This is a genomic window from Pseudomonas sp. B12(2026) (assembly GCF_057767015.1).
The window spans coordinates 3,398,148-3,416,611 of the sequence record NZ_CM173430.1 but is presented as its reverse complement, the minus strand read 5'-3'; the positions used below and the strand labels follow the sequence as shown (position 1 = coordinate 3,416,611).

Genomic DNA, 18,464 nt, shown 5'->3' with positions numbered 1-18,464 from the left:
GCTGCGTCCGCGATGCTTCACCCGTCCGACCTTCCGCCCGTTGCGCGAAAGCGCTCCGGCGTCGTCCCGGTGAACCGCTGGAACGCCCGGTGGAAACTGGTGACGTGCTCGTAGCCGAGCAGGAAGGCGATCTCCTGCAATGCCATGCGGCTGGCCAGCAGGTAACGCTGGGCCAGCGCCATGCGCACCTCCAGCACGATGCCCTTGAAGGTCAGCCCGTCCGCCCGCAGCCGCCGCTGCAGGGTGTGCGGCGGCATGCGCAGCCAGGCGGCGGTCTGCTCCAGGTCGGGCAGCGGGATGCGGGCGTTCTGCAGCAGGTAGAAGCGCACGTCGTCGGGCAGCGCCTGGCCGCGTTCGAAGCTGGCCAGGGTCGCCGCGCCCTGGGCCTGGCACAGGCGCGTCACGGTCGGATTGGCGGTGGAGAAGGGGCGGTCGTGGAATTCCCGGGGAATCCACAGTTCCGCCTGCTCGGCGTTGAACCGGCACGGCCCGGGGAACAGTTCCCGGTAGACCTGCGCATGGGTCGGCGGCGGGTAGGGCAGGTGAATCCGCATGCCGGCGCAGTCTTCCAGTTCCGGCAGCCGCTGGCACAGCCAGCGCCAGGTGCTGCTCAGCCACTCCTCGCACAGCGCGTTGCGCTCCACCTCGCTGAACGGCGGCAGTTGCAGGGTCAGACGGATGTGCTCGCCGACTTCCTCACGGCGGGTGTGGATCGGGTGCGGCATCAGGCTCGACGGCTGGCCGAGGGAGATGTCCCAGGAGCGCCGCAGGTTGGCCGCGCTGATCAGCGCGTAGCCGATCACGCCCAGGTCGTAGAGGTTGTAGCGCTGGCCCAGGCGCAGGAAGAAGTCGCCCGGGCCGAGCAGCCCGGCGGCCTGTTGCAGCAGGCGGTAGTAGCGGGCGAAATTCATTTCGGCGGCGGCCGCTTCGCCGCTGCCCGGCAACCCCAGGCCGCCGAGCAGCGGCGCCAGCGCCGGCAGGGCGGGGCGCGCCCGCCATTCGTCGAGGAAGTGGCGGAACAGCTGGCGGGCGGCGTAATCGATGTCGAACGAGGCGGCGGTGGCCATGCGGGAGAACTGTCGTCTGCTGCTAGCGAGTTGTCATCTTATGCTAGCCGATGGGCAAAATCCGCGCCCTATACTGCGGCCACGGACAAGAACAACAAGGCCTTCCCATGACCGCTCCGGACCGCTTCCGCTCCTCCAATTCGCCCACCGGGCGTTTTGCCGAACTGCTGCTGCACAACGGCCGCTTCTACACCCTCGACCCCGCCCAGCCCTGGGCCGAGGCAGTGGCCATCCGCGACGGGCGGCTGCTGGCGGTGGGGCGCCGCGCGGAGATGGCGCACCTGGTCGGCCCGGACACCCTGGTGCGCGACCTCGAAGGCGCCTTCTGCATGCCCGGCCTGCACGACATGCACACCCACCCGGACCTCGCCCTGGCGCCGCGCTACGCCGACGACCTCGACGTCGGCATCGAGGACCCGACCCCGGAGCAGCTGGCGAACGCGATCCGCGACTATGCCGCCAGCCACCCCGGCGACGGCTGGGTCTACGGCCAGTACTGGGTCCGCTACACCTTCCGCGAGGCCGGGCTGAAGCCGGGGCGCGAGTGGCTCGACAGCGTCCTGCCGGACCGCCCGGTGGCGCTGCTCGACCGCATGTGGGGCACCATGATGGTCAACTCCCGCGCGCTGGAACTGGCCGGTATCGACTCCGGCACGCCCGATCCGCGCAACGGCTACCTGGAGCGCGACGAGCTGACCGGCGAGCCCAACGGCCTGCTGATCGACGGCGCCTACGCGCTGATCCACGCCGCCATGCCGCCGACCCCGGCGAAGGTGCTGCAACGCGCCTACCGCGATGGCGTGCGCTTCCAGAGCTCGCGCGGGGTGACCGCGGCCAAGTACGTGCACGTCTGCGAGAACCGCCTGGCGGCGCTCAAGCACCTGGACGACGCCGGCGAGCTGACGCTGCGGGTGGAAGCGGCGATCAGCTGGCAGGACGATATCTTCCCGGTGCGCCGGCGCTGGGAGCTGCTCAGCGGCGAGCGCCACTATTACCGCAGCGCGCGGCTGTCGGCGAACGCGGTGAAGTTCCACTTCGACGGCACCGTCGAGCCGCGCTCGTCCTTCCTTATTACACCCTGGCCAGGTGAAGACGGGCCGGGCGAGGACGCCTGGCGCGGCAAGCTCAACCTGACGCCCGAGCACATCACCGACATGGTGGTGGACATGGACCGCCGGGGCATCCGCGTCATCGCCCACTGCACGGGCGATGCGGCGTCCGACGTGTTCCTCGACGCGGTGGCCGAGGCGCGCCGGCGCAATGGCTTCAGCGGCGTGCGCCACCAGTGCGCGCACAGCACCCTCCTGCATCCGGGCAACCTCCGGCGCTTCCGCGAGCTGGAGGTGATCGCCGAGTTCTCCCCGGCGGCCTGGTACCCGACGCCCTTCGCCAGCGGCGCGCGCTCCGGCTACGGCGCCGAGCGCCTGAAGCGCATCTACGACTTCAAGGGCGTGCTGGCCGCCGGCGGCATCGCGGTGTTCGGCACCGACTGGCCGGTGGCGTCCATCGACCCCTGGCTGGCGCTGGAAACCCTGGTCACCCGGCAAAACCCGTGGAACGACGACCCGGCCTGCTTCGGCGAGCCGATCAGCCTGGAGCAGGCGCTGCGCGTGGCGACCCTCAACGGCGCCTGCGCGATGGGCCTGGAGCGGCTGACCGGTAGCCTGGAGGCGGGCAAGTCGGCGGACTTCATCGTCCTCGACCGCGACCTGTTCGCGCAGCCGGCGCGCAACTACCTCCACCGCACCGAGGTGCAGCTGACCTTCGTCGAGGGCCGGCCGGTATACGACCGCCTCGGTCAGTTCGCCGATACGCCGCTGGCGGCGGTGTGGCAGGGCGAGCCGCCGCGCATCGGGGGCGTCAACGCATGAGCGCGGCGAGCATCCCGGTGACGGTGGTGGCGGGCTTTCTCGGCGCCGGCAAGACTACGCTGCTGCGCAACCTGCTGGAGCGCTGCGAGGGCCGGCGGCTGGCGGTGATCGTCAACGACTTCGGCGAGCTGAACATCGACGCCGGGATGCTCGCCGAGCAGAGCGAGGCGGTGTACAGCCTGGAGAACGGCTGCATTTGCTGCAGCGTGCAGGACGACCTGCTGGCGCAGCTGGAGCGCCTGGCGAACATGAACCCGCCGCTGGAGCAGGTGGTGATCGAATGCAGCGGCGTGTCCGACCCGCAGCGCATCGTGCAGACCCTGGGTTACCCGAAGCTGCGCCGGCGCCTGCACCTGGACGCGGTGCTCACGGTGGTCGACGCCGCCCGCCGCGAACCGCTGCAAGGCGAGTACGCCCGCCTGGAACGCATGCAGGCGGCAGCCGCCGACCTGCTGCTGCTGAACAAGTGCGACCTGCTGGACGCCGCAACGCTGGCGGCGCAGCGCGAGCGCTTCGGCCGTGGCGCGCGGCTGCTGGAAACCGTCCAGGCGCAGGTTCCCGATGAGCTGCTGCTGGGCGAGCCGTCGCGCAGGCTGCGGCCGCATGGGCAGGCGGGCATCGACCATGGCGACCTGTTCGAGAGCTGGAGCTGGAGCTGGAGCTGGCAGGGCGAGGCGACCTTCGACGGGGCGCGCCTGAAGCGCTGGCTGGAAGCCTTGCCGCAGGGGCTGCTGCGGCTCAAGGGGCTGATCCGCCTGGGTGGGCAGGACGAGGCGCGGTGGCTGCAATACGTGGGCGGGCGCTACCAGCTCCGCCCGGCGACGGCGGCGGAAGCGGCGCAGGGGGCGCGGCTGGTGTTCATCGCGGAGAAGGATGCCGGGTTGCGGGCGGAGCTGGAGACCGGCCTGCAAGCCTGCCTTGGCTCTTCGTAGGAGCGAGCTTGCTCGCGAACATTTCCCCGGCTGCTCCGGAGCCGGGCTTTTCGTAGGAGCGGACTTCGTCCGCGATCGGTTCCGCGCGGGATTTATCGCGGACGGAGTCCGCTCCTGCAAGAGCCGTCGCCCACCGAGCGGGCAATAAAAAACCGGCCACCAGGGCCGGTTTTTTCATGATGCGCCGGAACTCAGCGGTATTCGCAGAGGTAGGCGGTGTCCTGGGCGACCTTCAGCTGGAACTTGCTGTTGGCCGGCACGGTGAACTGGCTGCCGGCGGCGAAGGTTTCCCAGGCGTCGCTGCCCGGCAGCTTGACGGTCAGCGCGCCGGCGACGACGTGCATCACCTCCAGCTGGCCGGTGCCGAATTCGTATTCGCCGGGCGCCATCACGCCGATGGTGGCTGGGCCTGCGGTCATGTCGAAGGCGATGGATTTGACGGTGCCGTCGAAGTACTCGTTGACCTTGAACATGGGCTTCTCCTGCTAGAGGGGTGAAAAGGGCCGGCCAGTATGCCCAAGGGCGCTGGCGTCGTCACTAGAGGCGGAGCGGGGACAGGGCGGTCAGCGCCGAAACCCGGGGTTCAGCTGGTGACCGGCAGGGCGAGCGGCAGCAGGCGGGCGGTGTTGCGGGCGTCTTCGAGGGCGCGGTGCTGTTGTCCCTGGAAGTGCAGCCCGGCCAGGTGCAGCGCGGCGTTCAGGCCGACCGGGCGTTTCAGCTGGCGGGCTTCGGCGAAGCGCTGCTTGAGGTTGATGTGCGGCACCTGGGCGAGCTGGCTGTCCAGGTGCTGGCGGCTCCATTCGATTTCCAGCTGGCGGCGGTCGTAGTCGCCCCAGCTGGTCCAGCCGGCCAGGCGCGGGCTGTGCTGCGCGAGCCAGCGCTCGAACTGCGGCCAGACCTCGCGCAGGGGCGCCGCCGCGTCGACGTTGGCCTGGCTGATGTGGGTGAGCTCGCGGCAGAAGCTGGTCAGCAGCGGCCGGCGCTGCGGCCGGACGAAGCGCTGGAAGTGATCCAACTCGCGGCCGTCGGCCTGGGCGACGAGGGTCGCGCCGATTTCGATGATTTCCATTTCCTCGACCGGCCAGCCGCCTTCCTCGGTGGTGGCCTCCAGGTCGATCACCAGCCAGTGGGGCATAGTGGATGCTCGCGGATGACGTTCTCCGGAGTATGGAAGGGCTTTTCGGGACCGGCAAACCGCTGTGCTAGGCTCTGCGGCTTTCGACGGCGAGGGAACTGGCATGGCAAGAGTCGCTTTCATCGGCCTGGGCGTGATGGGTTTCCCCATGGCGGGCCACCTGCAGCGCGCGGGGCACGAGGTGTGCGTGTACAACCGCACGGCGGCGCGGGCGGCGCGCTGGGTCGAGCAGTTCGGCGGCCGCTCGGCGGCAACCCCGCGCGAGGCGGTGCAGGGGGCCGAGCTGGTGATGTGCTGCGTGGGCAACGACGACGACCTGCGCAGCGTGACCCTGGGTGAGCACGGCGCGCTGGCGGGCATGCAGCCGGGCGCGGTGCTGGTCGACCACACCACGGCGTCGGCGCAGGTCGCCCGCGAGCTGGCGCTGCTGGCGGCGGAGCGCGAGCTGGGTTTCCTCGACGCGCCGGTGTCCGGCGGCCAGGCGGGAGCGGAGGGCGGTGCGCTGACGGTGATGGTCGGCGGCGACCCGCTGATCTTCAGTCGTGCCGAACCGGTGATCGCCAGCTACGCGCGGATGGTGCGGCTGATGGGCCCGGCGGGCGCCGGCCAGTTGACCAAGATGGTCAACCAGATCTGCATCGGCGGCCTGCTCCAGGGGCTCTCGGAAGCCCTGCATTTCGCCCGCAGCGCCGGGCTGGACGGGATGGCGGCGATGGAGGTGATCAGCAAGGGCGCGGCACAGTCCTGGCAACTGGAGAACCGCCACCAGAGCATGCTGGAAGAGCGCTTCGACTTCGGCTTCGCGGTCGACTGGATGCGCAAGGACCTGGGCATCGTGCTCGACGAAGCGCGGCGCAACGGCGCGCAACTGCCGGTGACGGCGCTGGTGGACCAGTTCTACGCCGAGGTGCAGGCCGCCGGTGGCGGGCGCTGGGATACCTCCAGCCTGATCACCCGCCTCAAGGACGGTTCGTCGTCCTGATCGGGGAGGGCGCCACTGCCGGGGCTCAGGCGCGGAAGATGAAGTACACCGCGCCGAGCAGGCAGAGGCCGGCCCACAGGTAGTCGAGCTTCAGCGGCTGCTGCATGAAGTACACGCTGAAGGGGACGAACACCGCCAGGGTGATCACCTCCTGCATGATCTTCAGCTGCCCGACCGGCATCGCCGTGAAGCCGATGCGGTTGGCCGGTACCTGCAGCAGGTACTCGAACAGCGCGATCCCCCAGCTGATCAGCGCGGCGATTATCCACGGCTTGTTGTGGAGCGTCTTCAGATGGCCGTACCAGGCGAAGGTCATGAACAGGTTGGAGCACATCAGGAGAAAGGCGGTTTGCAGCCAGACCGGCATGGGGGCGGGTTCCATCTGGGAAGTGTGCGAAGCCTAATGGAAGCGCGCTGAGACAGAAAGGGCCGGCCCCGCCGATCCGGGCGGCTTGGCGGGAGGCGCGGCGGGCTATATCCTCGGCGGCCGGCTTCTTCCGGCCATCCCGTGCGAGCGGGAAATCCTCCCTCCGACCCGAGAATCCCTCAATGCAGTGCCGTATCGGCTGTGGCGCCTGCTGCATCGCGCCGTCGATTTCCTCGCCCATTCCCGGCATGCCCGATGGCAAGCCGGCGGGCGTGCGCTGTGTGCAATTGGACGAGCGCAACCTCTGCCGGCTGTTCGGCGATGCGCGGCGGCCGGCCGTCTGCTCCGCCTTCGAGGCCGATCCCGAGGCCTGCGGCCAGAGCGACGAACAGGCGCTGCGGATCCTCACCGAATGGGAGCGGATCACCGCTGCCTGAGTGACTTGGAAGTCACGATTTCAGGGCCCATACTGACGTCCGTCCCGCTCAAGACCGCGGATCACGACGGGCCTTCCGTGCCCGGCAAACCAAGAATAAAGAGAGGTAAGACGATGCGTGGCGTATTGCGTATGACCCTGTTGGCCGCTGCCGTGATGGGGCTGACCGGGACCGCGATGGCGGAAGACTGGCAGCTGGCCAAGGACGAGGATGGCGTCAAGGTCTATCTGAGCAGTGTGCCGGGCTCCAAGTACAAGGCCTACCGTGGCGTCGTCGACATCAAGGCCGACGTGGCGACCATCAATGCCCTGCAGGAAGACGCCAAGGGCTCCTGCAAGTGGATCCACGCCTGCGCCGAGATGCGCGTGCTGAAGAGCGAAGGCGCCGACACCTGGACCTACTCGAAGATCGACATGCCCTGGCCGGTGACCGGTCGCGACGTGGTGATCCACGTGACCACCGAGAAGACCGCCGATGGCGGCATGATCCGCCACCTGACGGCCGAGCCGGGCTACATCCCGGAAGAGAAGGGCGAAATCCGCGTGCCGAAGCTGGTCGGCGAGTGGAAACTGGTGCCCAAGGGCGCCGGCGTGACCGAGGTGACCTACCAGGTGCAGACCGAGCCGGGCGGCAGCATTCCGTCCTGGCTGGCCAACAGCTTCGTGGTCGATGCGCCGATGAATACCCTGAAGGGGTTACGCAGCGTCGCCGAGAAGAAGTAAGCGCCGTTACCCCCGATGAAAAAAGAGGCCGCCTTCGGGCGGCCTTTTTATTCGCTCTTCGTAGGAGCGAGCTTGCTCGCGAACCGCCCCGGCGTTGACGCTGCCGGCTTGCGCGGGACTTGGCGTCCTTCGCAGGCAATAAAAAAGGCTGCCGAAGCAGCCTTTTTCATCACGCCGTGACGCTTATGCGCGGTCCTTGAGGGACACGAAGTCGCGCTGGGCGCTGCCGGTGTACAGCTGGCGCGGACGGCCGATCTTGTATGGGCCGGAGAGCATTTCCTGCCAGTGCGAGATCCAGCCGACGGTACGTGCCAGGGCGAAGATCACGGTGAACATGCTGGTCGGAATGCCGATGGCCTTCAGGATGATGCCGGAGTAGAAGTCCACGTTCGGGTAGAGGTTGCGCTCCACGAAGTAGGGGTCGTGGCGGGCGATCTCTTCCAGCTTCATGGCCAGTTCCAGCTGCGGGTCGTTGATGCCCAGCTCCTGGAGAACCTCGTCGCAGGTCTGCTTCATGACCTTGGCGCGCGGGTCGAAGTTCTTGTAGACGCGGTGACCGAAGCCCATCAGCTTGAACGGGTCGTTCTTGTCCTTGGCCTTGGCGACGAACTTCTCGATGTTCGACACGTCACCGATCTCGTCCAGCATGCGCAGTACGGCTTCGTTCGCACCGCCGTGGGCTGGGCCCCACAGGGCGGCGATGCCGGAGGCGATGCAGGCGAACGGGTTGGCACCCGAGGAGCCTGCCAGGCGCACGGTGGAGGTGGAGGCGTTCTGCTCGTGGTCGGCGTGCAGGATGAAGATGCGATCCATGGCCTTGGCCAGCACGGGGCTGATCGGCTTGGTCTCGCAGGGGGTGTTGAACATCATATGCAGGAAGTTTTCTGCATAGTTCAGGTCGTTGCGCGGATACATCATCGGCTCGCCCTTGGAGTACTTGTACACCATGGCGGCGATGGTCGGCATCTTGGCGATCAGGCGATGCGCCGAGACTTCCCGGTGCTTCGGATTATTGATGTCCAGGGAGTCGTGATAGAAGGCGGAGAGGGCACCGATCACGCCGCACATCACGGCCATCGGATGCGCGTCGCGGCGGAAGCCGTTGAAGAAGGTCTTCAGCTGCTCATGAACCATGGTGTGGTTCTTGATGGTGCCGACGAACTTTTCCTTCTGCTCGGCGGTCGGAAGTTCGCCGTTCAGCAGCAGGTAGCAGGTTTCCAGGTAGTCGGACTTCTCGGCGAGCTGTTCGATCGGGTAGCCACGGTGCAGCAGTACACCTTTGTCACCATCGATGAAGGTGATCTTCGACTCGCAGGAGGCGGTGGACATGAAGCCGGGGTCGAAAGTGAAGTGACCCGTGGAGGTCAGGCCTCGCACGTCGACGACATCGGGACCCAGCGTGCCGGAGAGGACAGGCAGTTCGACGGGGGCTGCGCCCTCGATGATCAACTGCGCTTTTTTGTCAGCCATGATGGCCTCCTATTTATGCTTGAAATCATCTGTACGACCCCCCACGCAGGGCCCGCACCACTATAGAGAGATAAATCCGAATGTCAATTTGCTCAATCGAGCCTGATCGGCTCCTCCAAGCCGCTGTTTTGACGAAAAAAATTGCCTGTTTACGCGTTTTGGAGGGGTGCGGCAATTAGTCCTTAGGTGAAGGTCTTTCCGTTGTCATTAGGGGCCTAACTGTCTATACTCGGCGACCAGCCGCCAAGGGCCGTCCGGCCTCGCTTCATTGGTGGTTGTCACTCCCGAAGGTGATGGGTACCTGACAAGTGCACCTCCCGACAACTAGCCCTGCTCCTTAAGGGCTCTCAGTGTGAAAAAAGCCGTGAATAGCAAACGACCTGTAAACCTAGACCTAAGGACCATCCAACTCCCTGTCACTGCTTACACGTCCATTCTCCACCGCATCTCTGGCGTCATCCTGTTCCTGGGCATTGCCGTGCTGCTGTTCGCGCTCGACAAGTCCCTGGCATCGGAAGAAAGCTTCGAGCAGGTGAAGGCGTGTCTGGCCAATCCATTGGCCAAGCTTGTGATCTGGGGCCTGCTGTCTGCGCTGCTGTACCACCTGGTAGCCGGCATCCGCCACCTCGTCATGGACGCAGGTATCGGTGAAACGCTGGAAGGCGGTAAGCGTGGTTCGAAAATCGTCATCGCCATCGCTGTGGTGCTGATCGTTCTGGCGGGGGTCTGGGTATGGTAACTAACGTCACTAACTTCTCGCGTTCCGGCCTCTATGACTGGATGGCTCAACGCGTTTCCGCGGTCGTTCTCGCGGCTTATGTTCTGTTCCTGCTGGGTTACCTGATCGCGCATCCGAATGTGTCGTACGCGGAGTGGCATGGTCTGTTCTCTCACAGCCTGATGAAGATCTTCAGTCTGATGACGCTGGTTGCCCTGAGCGTGCACGCGTGGGTCGGCATGTGGACCATCACTACCGACTACCTGACTCCGATGGCTCTCGGCAAGGCCGCGACCGTCGTGCGTTTCCTCGTCCAGGCGGTATGCGGCATGGCCATGTTCGCATTCTTCGTCTGGGGTGTGCAGATTCTCTGGGGTAACTGATCCATGGCAAGCATTCGTACTCTTTCCTTCGACGCCATCATCATTGGCGGCGGCGGCGCCGGCATGCGTGCCGCGCTGCAACTGGCCCAGGGCGGTCACAAGACTGCCGTGGTGACCAAGGTCTTCCCGACCCGTTCGCACACCGTTTCCGCCCAGGGCGGCATCACCTGCGCCATCGCTTCGGCCGACCCGAACGACGATTGGCGCTGGCACATGTACGACACCGTCAAGGGCTCCGACTACATCGGTGACCAGGACGCCATCGAATACATGTGCTCCGTTGGCCCGGAAGCCGTGTTCGAACTGGAACACATGGGTCTGCCGTTCTCCCGTACCGAGCAGGGCCGCATCTACCAGCGTCCGTTCGGTGGTCAGTCCAAGGACTTCGGCAAGGGCGGTCAGGCTGCCCGTACCTGTGCCGCGGCCGACCGTACCGGTCACGCGCTGCTGCACACCCTCTATCAGGCCAACCTGAAGAACGGTACTTCCTTCCTTAATGAGTGGTACGCGGTCGATCTGGTGAAGAACCAGGACGGTCATGTGGTTGGCGTCATCGCCATCGACATCGAAACCGGCAACACCGTTTATATCCGCTCCAAGGCCGTGGTCCTGGCCACTGGCGGTGCCGGCCGTATCTACGCCTCCACCACCAACGCCCTGATCAACACCGGCGACGGCGTGGGCATGGCCCTGCGTGCCGGCGTGCCGGTGCAGGACATCGAAATGTGGCAGTTCCACCCGACCGGCATCGCCGGCGCCGGTGTGCTGGTCACCGAAGGCTGCCGTGGCGAGGGTGGTTACCTGATCAACGCCCATGGCGAGCGCTTCATGGAGCGTTACGCTCCGAACGCCAAGGACCTGGCCGGCCGCGACGTGGTCGCCCGTTCCATGGTCAAGGAAGTGATCGCCGGCAACGGCGTGGGCCCGAACAAGGACCACGTGCTGCTGAAGCTCGACCACCTCGGCGAGGAAGTTCTGCACAGCCGCCTGCCCGGCATCTGCGAACTGTCCAAGACCTTCGCCCACGTCGACCCGGTCGTCGCTCCGATCCCGGTCATCCCGACCTGCCACTACATGATGGGCGGCGTTGCCACCAACATCCACGGCCAGGCCCTGACCATGGATGCGAACGGCAACGAGCAGATCGTCGAAGGCCTGTTCGCAGTCGGTGAAGTCGCCTGCGTATCGGTGCACGGCGCCAACCGCCTGGGCGGCAACTCGCTGCTCGACCTGGTGGTGTTCGGTCGTGCGACCGGTCTGCACCTGGAAAAGGCCCTGAAAGAGGGCATCGAGCACCGCGGTGCTTCCGAGTCCGACCTGGAATCCGCTTTCAATCGCCTGAACGGCGTGAACGAGCGCACCAGCGGCGAAGAAGTCGCTCCGCTCAAGCGCGAGCTGCAATCGTGCATGCAGAACTACTTCGGTGTATTCCGTACCGGCGAATACATGCAGAAGGGTATCGCTCAGCTGGCTGACCTGCGCGAGCGTATCGCCACCGTCAAGATCAACGACAAGAGCCAGGCATTCAACACGGCGCGTATCGAAGCGCTGGAACTGCAGAACCTCCTCGAAGTGGCCGAAGCCACCGCGATTGCGGCCGAGCATCGCAAAGAGTCCCGCGGCGCCCATGCCCGTGAAGACTTCGAGGAGCGCGATGACGAGAACTGGCTGTGCCACACCCTGTACTTCCCGGGTGAGAAGCGCGTTGCCAAGCGTGCCGTCAACTTCGCGCCGAAGACTGTTCCGGCATTCGAACCCAAGGTTCGTACTTACTAAGGGTGCCCGTCATGTTGCAAGTGAGTGTTTATCGTTACAACCCTGAGAAGGATGCTGCACCCTACATGCAGGACTTCCAGGTCAATACCGACGGCAAGGACATCATGGTCCTGGACGTGCTGGCGCTGATCAAGGAACAGGACGAGGGCTTCTCCTACCGTCGTTCCTGCCGTGAAGGCGTCTGCGGTTCCGATGGCATGAACATCAACGGCAAGAACGGCCTGGCCTGCATCACTCCGCTGTCGGCCGCCGGCCTGAAAGGCGGCAAGCTGGTGCTGCGTCCGCTGCCGGGCCTGCCGGTGATCCGTGACCTGGTCGTCGACATGCGCATCTTCTACAAGCAGTACGAGAGCGTGAAGCCGTTCCTGCAGAACAAGTACGCCGCACCGGCGATCGAGCGTCTGCAGAGCCCGGAAGAGCGCGAGAAGCTGGACGGTCTGTACGAGTGCATCCTGTGCGCCTGCTGCTCGACCTCCTGCCCGTCGTTCTGGTGGAACCCCGACAAGTTCCTCGGCCCCGCTGCGCTGCTGCAGGCCTACCGCTTCCTGGCCGACAGCCGTGACACCGAGACCCAGTCGCGTCTGGCGAGCCTGGACGACCCGTTCAGCGTATTCCGTTGCCGCGGGATCATGAACTGCGTGAACGTTTGCCCGAAGGGTCTGAACCCGACCAAGGCGATCGGTCACATCCGTAACATGCTGCTGCAAAGCGGCACCTGATTCGCGGCCCAGGCCACGAGTCATTGCAAGGGCAATACCTGCGCCGCCGGAACAATCCGGCGGTGCAGTCCCTACGGACCACAGCCCACAAAGCAGTGGTCTGATTTGAAAATCATATATATGACCAGCAGGGGCATCCGGGCTGGTACCCGGACTATCTGCGGGAATCGGTGGCTTGAAGTCGCTCTTCGGGCCAGAGGTTCCATCAGGTGGAGTCCCCTTACCGAGGGTGACCAAGCATGCACGAAAGCGTAATGCAGCGGATGTGGAACAGTGCCCATCTATCCGGTGGTAACGCTGCCTACGTCGAAGAGCTCTACGAGCTCTACCTGCACGACCCGAACGCTGTGCCAGAAGAGTGGCGCACGTACTTCCAGAAGCTCCCCGCCGACGGCAATTCCGCTCCCGACGTCTCGCATTCCTCCATCCGTGATCATTTCGTACTCCTGGCCAAGAACCAGCGCCGTGCCGCGCCGGCATCCGCCGGCAGCGTAAGCACCGAGCACGAGAAGAAGCAGGTCGAAGTCCTGCGCCTGATCCTGGCATACCGCCTGCGTGGCCATCAGGCAGCGACGCTCGATCCGCTGGGTCTCTGGGTGCGTACCGCTCCCGCGGACCTCTCGATCGATCACTACGGCCTGACTGCCGCCGACCTCGACACCACCTTCCGCACCGGTGAGCTCTACATCGGCAAGGAAGAGGCGACCCTGCGCGAAATCCTCGACGCCCTGAAGCAGACCTACTGCAGCACCATCGGTGCCGAGTTCATGCACATCGTCGATTCCGAGCAGCGCCACTGGTTCGCCCAGCGCCTGGAAGGCGTGCGTGGTCGTCCGGCTTACTCCGCCGACGCCCGTTCGCACCTGCTCGAGCGCCTGACCGCCGCCGAGGGCCTGGAGAAGTACCTGGGCACCAAGTACCCGGGCACCAAGCGTTTCGGCCTGGAAGGTGGCGAGAGCCTGATCCCGATGGTCGACGAGATCATCCAGCGCTCCGGCTCCTACGGCGTCAAGGAAATCGTCATCGGCATGGCCCACCGCGGCCGCCTGAACGTCCTGGTCAACACCCTCGGCAAGAACCCGCGCGAGCTCTTCGACGAGTTCGAAGGCAAGAAACTGGTCGAGCTGGGTTCCGGCGATGTGAAGTACCACCAGGGCTTCTCCTCCAACGTCATGACCAGCGGTGGCGAAGTCCACCTGGCCCTGGCGTTCAACCCCTCGCACCTGGAAATCGTTTCCCCGGTGGTCGAGGGTTCGGTACGCGCCCGCCAGGACCGTCGCAAGGACGGCAGTGGCGACAAGGTCGTGCCGATCTCCATCCACGGCGATGCCGCCTTCGCGGGGCAGGGCGTGGTCATGGAGACCTTCCAGATGTCGCAGACCCGTGCTTACAAGACGGGCGGCACCATCCACATCGTGATCAACAACCAGGTGGGCTTCACCACCAGCCGCCAGGACGATGCTCGTTCCACCGAGTACGCGACCGACGTGGCCAAGATGATCCAGGCGCCGATCCTCCATGTGAACGGCGACGATCCGGAAGCGGTCCTGTTCGTGACCCAGCTGGCCGTCGACTACCGCATGCAGTTCAAGCGTGACGTGGTCATCGACCTGCTCTGCTACCGTCGCCGTGGCCACAACGAGGCCGACGAGCCGAGCGGCACCCAGCCGCTGATGTACCAGCAGATCGGCAAGCAGCGCACCACCCGCGACCTGTATGCCGATGCGCTGATCGCTGCCGGCGTGCAGACCGCCGAGCAGGCCCAGGCGAAGGTCGACGACTACCGCGACGCCCTGGACAACGGCCTGCACGTGGTGAAGAGCCTGGTCAAGGAGCCCAACAAGGAGCTCTTCGTCGACTGGCGTCCCTACGTCGGCCATGCCTGGACCGCGCGTCACGACACCCGCTTCGATCTGAAGACCCTGCAGGAACTGTCCGGCAAGCTGCTGGAGACTCCCGACGGCTTCGTCATGCAGCGTCAGGTACAGAAGATCTACGAAGACCGCGCCAAGATGGCGGCCGGTGGCATGCCGATCAACTGGGGCTTCGCCGAGAACCTGGCCTACGCCACCCTGCTGTTCGAAGGTCACCCGGTGCGCATGACCGGTCAGGACGTCGGCCGCGGCACCTTCTCGCACCGCCACGCGGCGCTGCACAACCAGAAGGACGACTCGGTCTACATCCCGCTGGCTCATCTGTTCGACACCCAGCCGCGCGTCAGCCTGTACGACTCCTACCTCTCGGAAGAAGCCGTGCTGGCCTTCGAATACGGCTACGCCACCACCACGCCGAACGCGCTGGTGATCTGGGAAGCCCAGTTCGGTGACTTTGCCAACGGTGCGCAGGTCGTGATCGACCAGTTCATCACCAGCGGAGAGACCAAGTGGCAGCGCCTCTGCGGCCTGACCATGCTGCTGCCGCACGGCTACGAAGGCCAGGGTCCGGAGCACTCCTCCGCGCGCCTGGAGCGTTACCTGCAGCTGTGCGCCGAGCAGAACATCCAGGTCTGCGTGCCGACCACTCCGGCTCAGGTCTACCACATGCTGCGCCGCCAGGTGATCCGTCCGCTGCGCAAGCCGCTGATCGTGATGACTCCCAAGTCGCTGCTGCGTCACAAGCTGGCCATCTCGACCCTGGAAGATCTGGCCAACGGCTCGTTCCAGACCGTCATCAACGAGATCGACAACCTGGATCCGAAGAAGGTCGACCGCATCGTGCTGTGCAGCGGCAAGGTGTACTACGACCTGCTGGAGAAGCGTCGTGCCGAGGGCCGCGACAACATCGCCATCGTTCGCCTGGAGCAGCTCTACCCGTTCCCGGAAGACGACCTGGCCGACGTTCTGTCGCAGTACAAGAACCTCAAGCACATCGTCTGGTGCCAGGAAGAGCCGATGAACCAGGGTGCCTGGTTCTGCTCGCAGCACCACATGCGCCGTGTCATCGCTGCACACAAGAAAGGCCTCAACCTGGAATACGCCGGCCGCGATGGCTCGGCAGCTCCGGCTTGCGGCTACGCTTCGATGCACGCCGAGCAGCAGGAAAAACTTCTGCTGGACGCCTTCACCGTTTAACGCCAACGCGCAGTTGATACCGAATTTAAGGAAACACACATAATGGCTATCGAAATCAAAGCCCCAACCTTCCCGGAATCGGTTGCCGACGGCACCGTCGCAACCTGGCACAAGAAGGTCGGTGACGTCGTCAAGCGTGACGAGCTGATCGTCGACATCGAGACCGACAAGGTCGTGATCGAAGTGCTCGCCGAGGCTGATGGCGTGCTGGCTGAGATCGTCAAGAACGAAGGCGACACCGTTCTCTCCGCCGAACTGCTGGGCAAGCTGAGCGAAGGCGGTGCCGCCGCTGCCGCTCCGGCCGCTGCCGCCGCAGCTCCGGCTGCCGCACCGGCCGCCGCTGCCCCGGCTGCTGCCGCTGACGACAACATCCTGTCGCCGGCCGCCCGCAAGCTCGCCGAAGAAAACGGCATCGACCCGAACAGCCTGACCGGCACCGGCAAGGGCGGTCGTGTCACCAAGGAAGACGTGGTGGCCGCCGTTGAAGCCAAGAAGTCCGCTCCGGCCGCGGCTCCTGCCGCCAAGCCCGCCGCTCCGGCTGCCGAGGCGCCGATCTTCGCCGCCGGCGATCGCGTCGAGAAGCGCGTACCGATGACCCGCCTGCGCGCCAAGGTCGCCGAGCGCCTGGTCGAAGCCCAGTCCTCCATGGCCATGCTGACTACCTTCAACGAAGTCAACATGAAGCCGATCATGGACCTGCGCAACAAGTACAAGGACCTGTTCGAGAAGAAGCACAACGGCGTGCGCCTGGGCTTCATGTCCTTCTTCGTCAAAGCCGCCACCGAAGCCCTGAAGCGCTTCCCGGGCGTCAACGCCTCGATCGACGGCAACGATATCGTCTACCACGGCTACCAGGACATCGGTGTGGCAGTTTCCAGCGACCGCGGTCTGGTCGTACCGGTACTGCGCAACGCCGAGTTCATGAGCCTGGCCGAGATCGAGAACGGCATCGCCACCTTCGGCAAGAAGGCCAAAGACGGCAAGCTGTCCATCGAAGACATGACCGGTGGTACTTTCACCATTTCCAACGGTGGCGTATTCGGTTCCCTGCTGTCGACTCCGATCGTCAACCCGCCGCAGACCGCCATCCTCGGCATGCACAAGATCCAGGAGCGCCCGATGGCCGTTAACGGCCAGGTGGTGATCCTGCCGATGATGTACCTGGCGCTGTCCTACGATCACCGGATGATCGACGGCAAGGAGGCTGTAAGCTTCCTGGTCACCATGAAGGATCTGCTGGAAGATCCGGCTCGCCTGCTGCTGGACGTCTGATTCGTCAATTCACACGACGGCCCCGTACTACACGACGGCCCCGAGAGGGGCCGTCCGCTTCACCGGAATAAGGATTGAGATATGAGCCAGAAATTCGACGTGGTTGTGATTGGTGCTGGCCCTGGCGGTTACGTAGCTGCCATCCGTGCCGCCCAGCTCGGCCTGAAGACCGCCTGCATCGAGAAGTACATCGGCAAGGAGGGCAAGGTCGCCCTCGGCGGTACCTGCCTGAACGTAGGCTGCATTCCGTCCAAGGCGCTGCTGGACAGCTCCTACAAGTACCATGAAGCCAAAGAGGCCTTCGCGGTCCACGGTATCGAAGCCAAGGGCGTCACCATCGACGTGCCGGCGATGGTTGCCCGCAAGGCCAACATCGTGAAGAACCTGACCGGCGGCATCGCCACCCTGTTCAAGGCCAACGGCGTGACCTCCTTCGAAGGCCACGGCAAGGTCCTGGCCAACAAGCAGGTCGAAGTGACCGGCCTGGACGGCAAGACCCAGGTCCTGGAAGCCGAGAACATCATCATCGCCTCCGGCTCCAAGCCGGTCGAAATCCCGCCGGCGCCGCTGACCGACGACATCATCGTCGACTCCACCGGCGCCCTGGAATTCCAGAGCGTACCGAAGAAGCTGGGCGTGATCGGCGCCGGCGTCATCGGCCTGGAGCTGGGTTCGGTCTGGGCCCGCCTGGGTGCCGAAGTGACCGTCCTGGAAGCCCTGGACAAGTTCCTCCCGGCTGCCGACGAGCAGATCGCCAAGGAAGCCCTGAAGGTCCTGACCAAGCAGGGTCTGAACATCCGCCTGGGCGCTCGCGTCACCGGCTCGGATGTGAAGAAGAAGCAGGTCACCGTGACCTTCACCGACGCCAACGGCGAGCAGAAGGAAACCTTCGACAAGCTGATCGTGGCCGTGGGCCGTCGCCCGGTGACCACCGACCTGCTGGCCGCCGACAGCGGCGTGACCCTGGACGAGCGCGGCTTCATCTACGTCGACGACCACTGCAACACCAGCGTTCCGGGCGTCTACGCCATCGGTGACGTGGTCCGCGGCGCGATGCTGGCGCACAAGGCCTCGGAAGAGGGCGTGATGGTTGCCGAGCGCATCGCCGGCCACAAGGCCCAGATGAACTACGACCTGATTCCGGCGGTGATCTACACCCACCCGGAAATCGCATGGGTCGGCAAGTCCGAGCAGACCCTGAAGGCCGAAGGCGTTGAAGTCAACGTCGGCACCTTCCCGTTCGCCGCCAGCGGCCGCGCCATGGCTGCCAACGACACCACCGGCCTGGTCAAGGTCATCGCCGATGCCAAGACCGACCGCGTCCTGGGCGTCCACGTGATCGGCCCGAGCGCCGCCGAGCTGGTTCAGCAGGGCGCGATCGGCATGGAATTCGGCACCAGTGCCGAAGACCTGGGCATGATGGTCTTCTCCCACCCGACTCTGTCCGAAGCGCTGCACGAAGCGGCCCTGGCAGTGAATGGCCACGCCATCCACATCGCCAACCGCAAGAAGCGCTAAGGAACGGGACCACGGCGGGGAGGG

General features: G+C 65.2%; 17 protein-coding genes. 12 read left to right on the top strand and 5 right to left on the bottom strand.

The features are described 5' to 3' along the window. Positions 1–17: 17 nt before the first annotated feature. Positions 18–1,067 carry an AraC family transcriptional regulator ligand-binding domain-containing protein gene (locus tag AC3B6A_RS15905; RefSeq protein WP_488398171.1) on the bottom strand — a complete coding sequence of 350 codons (1,050 nt, stop codon included), beginning with the start codon at positions 1,065–1,067 and terminating at the stop codon, positions 18–20. A 107-nt stretch (positions 1,068–1,174) separates the two neighbouring features. Here AC3B6A_RS15905 and AC3B6A_RS15900 point away from each other — a divergent pair, with 107 nt between their 5' ends. Continuing rightward, entirely contained in the window at positions 1,175–2,938 is a 1,764-nt protein-coding gene (locus AC3B6A_RS15900; RefSeq protein ID WP_488398170.1) for an amidohydrolase, read from the top strand. Further along, entirely contained in the window at positions 2,935–3,870 is a 936-nt protein-coding gene (locus tag AC3B6A_RS15895) for a CobW family GTP-binding protein (protein ID WP_488398169.1), read from the top strand. The genes AC3B6A_RS15900 and AC3B6A_RS15895 overlap by 4 nt, the downstream gene beginning before the upstream one ends. A 191-nt stretch (positions 3,871–4,061) precedes the next feature. On the opposite strand, the gene ppnP is transcribed toward AC3B6A_RS15895, so the two are convergent. Beyond that, positions 4,062–4,343, bottom strand: coding sequence for a pyrimidine/purine nucleoside phosphorylase (gene ppnP, locus AC3B6A_RS15890; protein ID WP_488398168.1), 282 nt, complete (start codon positions 4,341–4,343; stop codon positions 4,062–4,064). Positions 4,344–4,453: 110 nt separating this feature from the next. Further along, positions 4,454–5,005: a 3'-5' exonuclease gene (locus tag AC3B6A_RS15885; RefSeq protein ID WP_488398167.1), complete on the bottom strand. Its 552-nt coding sequence runs from the start codon at positions 5,003–5,005 to the stop codon at positions 4,454–4,456. 103 nt (positions 5,006–5,108) lie between these two features. On the opposite strand from AC3B6A_RS15885, the gene AC3B6A_RS15880 reads away from it, so the two are divergent. Beyond that, positions 5,109–5,987: an NAD(P)-dependent oxidoreductase gene (locus AC3B6A_RS15880; protein WP_488398166.1), complete on the top strand. Its 879-nt coding sequence runs from the start codon at positions 5,109–5,111 to the stop codon at positions 5,985–5,987. 25 nt (positions 5,988–6,012) lie between these two features. Here the strand turns inward: AC3B6A_RS15880 and AC3B6A_RS15875 are convergent, their stop codons facing one another. Beyond that, a complete protein-coding gene (locus tag AC3B6A_RS15875) occupies positions 6,013–6,354 on the bottom strand; it encodes a DMT family protein (RefSeq protein ID WP_488398165.1) in 342 nt (113 codons plus the stop codon). A gap of 182 nt (positions 6,355–6,536) precedes the next feature. On the opposite strand from AC3B6A_RS15875, the gene AC3B6A_RS15870 reads away from it, so the two are divergent. After that, positions 6,537–6,791, top strand: coding sequence for a YkgJ family cysteine cluster protein (locus AC3B6A_RS15870; protein WP_488398164.1), 255 nt, complete (start codon positions 6,537–6,539; stop codon positions 6,789–6,791). 113 nt (positions 6,792–6,904) lie between these two features. Further along, positions 6,905–7,513: an START domain-containing protein gene (locus tag AC3B6A_RS15865; RefSeq protein WP_488398163.1), complete on the top strand. Its 609-nt coding sequence runs from the start codon at positions 6,905–6,907 to the stop codon at positions 7,511–7,513. Positions 7,514–7,696: 183 nt separating this feature from the next. On the opposite strand, the gene gltA is transcribed toward AC3B6A_RS15865, so the two are convergent. Continuing rightward, on the bottom strand, positions 7,697–8,983 hold the full coding sequence (gene gltA / locus AC3B6A_RS15860; protein ID WP_488398162.1) for a citrate synthase: 1,287 nt from the start codon (positions 8,981–8,983) through the stop codon (positions 7,697–7,699). Between the two features lie 352 nt (positions 8,984–9,335). Between gltA and sdhC the strand changes: the two genes are divergently transcribed. From sdhC to lpdA, 7 genes are all read left to right on the top strand, one after another. Continuing rightward, positions 9,336–9,722, top strand: coding sequence for a succinate dehydrogenase, cytochrome b556 subunit (gene sdhC / locus AC3B6A_RS15855; RefSeq protein WP_488398161.1), 387 nt, complete (start codon positions 9,336–9,338; stop codon positions 9,720–9,722). Continuing rightward, positions 9,716–10,084 carry a succinate dehydrogenase, hydrophobic membrane anchor protein gene (gene sdhD, locus AC3B6A_RS15850; RefSeq protein WP_488398160.1) on the top strand — a complete coding sequence of 123 codons (369 nt, stop codon included), beginning with the start codon at positions 9,716–9,718 and terminating at the stop codon, positions 10,082–10,084. Before sdhC ends, sdhD begins: the two co-directional genes overlap by 7 nt. Before the next feature lie 3 nt (positions 10,085–10,087). Then, a complete protein-coding gene (sdhA, locus tag AC3B6A_RS15845; protein ID WP_488398159.1) occupies positions 10,088–11,860 on the top strand; it encodes a succinate dehydrogenase flavoprotein subunit in 1,773 nt (590 codons plus the stop codon). An 11-nt stretch (positions 11,861–11,871) separates the two neighbouring features. Beyond that, a complete protein-coding gene (locus tag AC3B6A_RS15840; RefSeq protein ID WP_488398158.1) occupies positions 11,872–12,579 on the top strand; it encodes a succinate dehydrogenase iron-sulfur subunit in 708 nt (235 codons plus the stop codon). Between the two features lie 239 nt (positions 12,580–12,818). After that, complete coding sequence (locus AC3B6A_RS15835) at positions 12,819–15,650, top strand: 2-oxoglutarate dehydrogenase E1 component (protein ID WP_488398157.1); 2,832 nt, start codon at positions 12,819–12,821, stop codon at positions 15,648–15,650. A 42-nt stretch (positions 15,651–15,692) separates the two neighbouring features. Then, positions 15,693–16,922 carry a 2-oxoglutarate dehydrogenase complex dihydrolipoyllysine-residue succinyltransferase gene (odhB, locus tag AC3B6A_RS15830; protein ID WP_488398156.1) on the top strand — a complete coding sequence of 410 codons (1,230 nt, stop codon included), beginning with the start codon at positions 15,693–15,695 and terminating at the stop codon, positions 16,920–16,922. 81 nt (positions 16,923–17,003) lie between these two features. Then, positions 17,004–18,440: a dihydrolipoyl dehydrogenase gene (lpdA, locus tag AC3B6A_RS15825; protein WP_488398155.1), complete on the top strand. Its 1,437-nt coding sequence runs from the start codon at positions 17,004–17,006 to the stop codon at positions 18,438–18,440. Positions 18,441–18,464 lie beyond the last annotated feature (24 nt).

Bases quoted from the DNA above. Each gene is read 5' to 3' on its own strand.
- AC3B6A_RS15905 (WP_488398171.1), bottom strand. From the start codon at position 1,067: ATGGCCACCGCCGCCTCGTTCGACATCGATTACGCCGCCCGCCAGCTG.
- AC3B6A_RS15900 (WP_488398170.1), top strand. From the start codon at position 1,175: ATGACCGCTCCGGACCGCTTCCGCTCCTCCAATTCGCCCACCGGGCGT.
- AC3B6A_RS15895 (WP_488398169.1), top strand. From the start codon at position 2,935: ATGAGCGCGGCGAGCATCCCGGTGACGGTGGTGGCGGGCTTTCTCGGC.
- ppnP (WP_488398168.1), bottom strand. From the start codon at position 4,343: ATGTTCAAGGTCAACGAGTACTTCGACGGCACCGTCAAATCCATCGCC.
- AC3B6A_RS15885 (WP_488398167.1), bottom strand. From the start codon at position 5,005: ATGCCCCACTGGCTGGTGATCGACCTGGAGGCCACCACCGAGGAAGGC.
- AC3B6A_RS15880 (WP_488398166.1), top strand. From the start codon at position 5,109: ATGGCAAGAGTCGCTTTCATCGGCCTGGGCGTGATGGGTTTCCCCATG.
- AC3B6A_RS15875 (WP_488398165.1), bottom strand. From the start codon at position 6,354: ATGCCGGTCTGGCTGCAAACCGCCTTTCTCCTGATGTGCTCCAACCTG.
- AC3B6A_RS15870 (WP_488398164.1), top strand. From the start codon at position 6,537: ATGCAGTGCCGTATCGGCTGTGGCGCCTGCTGCATCGCGCCGTCGATT.
- AC3B6A_RS15865 (WP_488398163.1), top strand. From the start codon at position 6,905: ATGCGTGGCGTATTGCGTATGACCCTGTTGGCCGCTGCCGTGATGGGG.
- gltA (WP_488398162.1), bottom strand. From the start codon at position 8,983: ATGGCTGACAAAAAAGCGCAGTTGATCATCGAGGGCGCAGCCCCCGTC.
- sdhD (WP_488398160.1), top strand. From the start codon at position 9,716: ATGGTAACTAACGTCACTAACTTCTCGCGTTCCGGCCTCTATGACTGG.
- sdhA (WP_488398159.1), top strand. From the start codon at position 10,088: ATGGCAAGCATTCGTACTCTTTCCTTCGACGCCATCATCATTGGCGGC.
- AC3B6A_RS15840 (WP_488398158.1), top strand. From the start codon at position 11,872: ATGTTGCAAGTGAGTGTTTATCGTTACAACCCTGAGAAGGATGCTGCA.
- AC3B6A_RS15835 (WP_488398157.1), top strand. From the start codon at position 12,819: ATGCACGAAAGCGTAATGCAGCGGATGTGGAACAGTGCCCATCTATCC.
- odhB (WP_488398156.1), top strand. From the start codon at position 15,693: ATGGCTATCGAAATCAAAGCCCCAACCTTCCCGGAATCGGTTGCCGAC.
- lpdA (WP_488398155.1), top strand. From the start codon at position 17,004: ATGAGCCAGAAATTCGACGTGGTTGTGATTGGTGCTGGCCCTGGCGGT.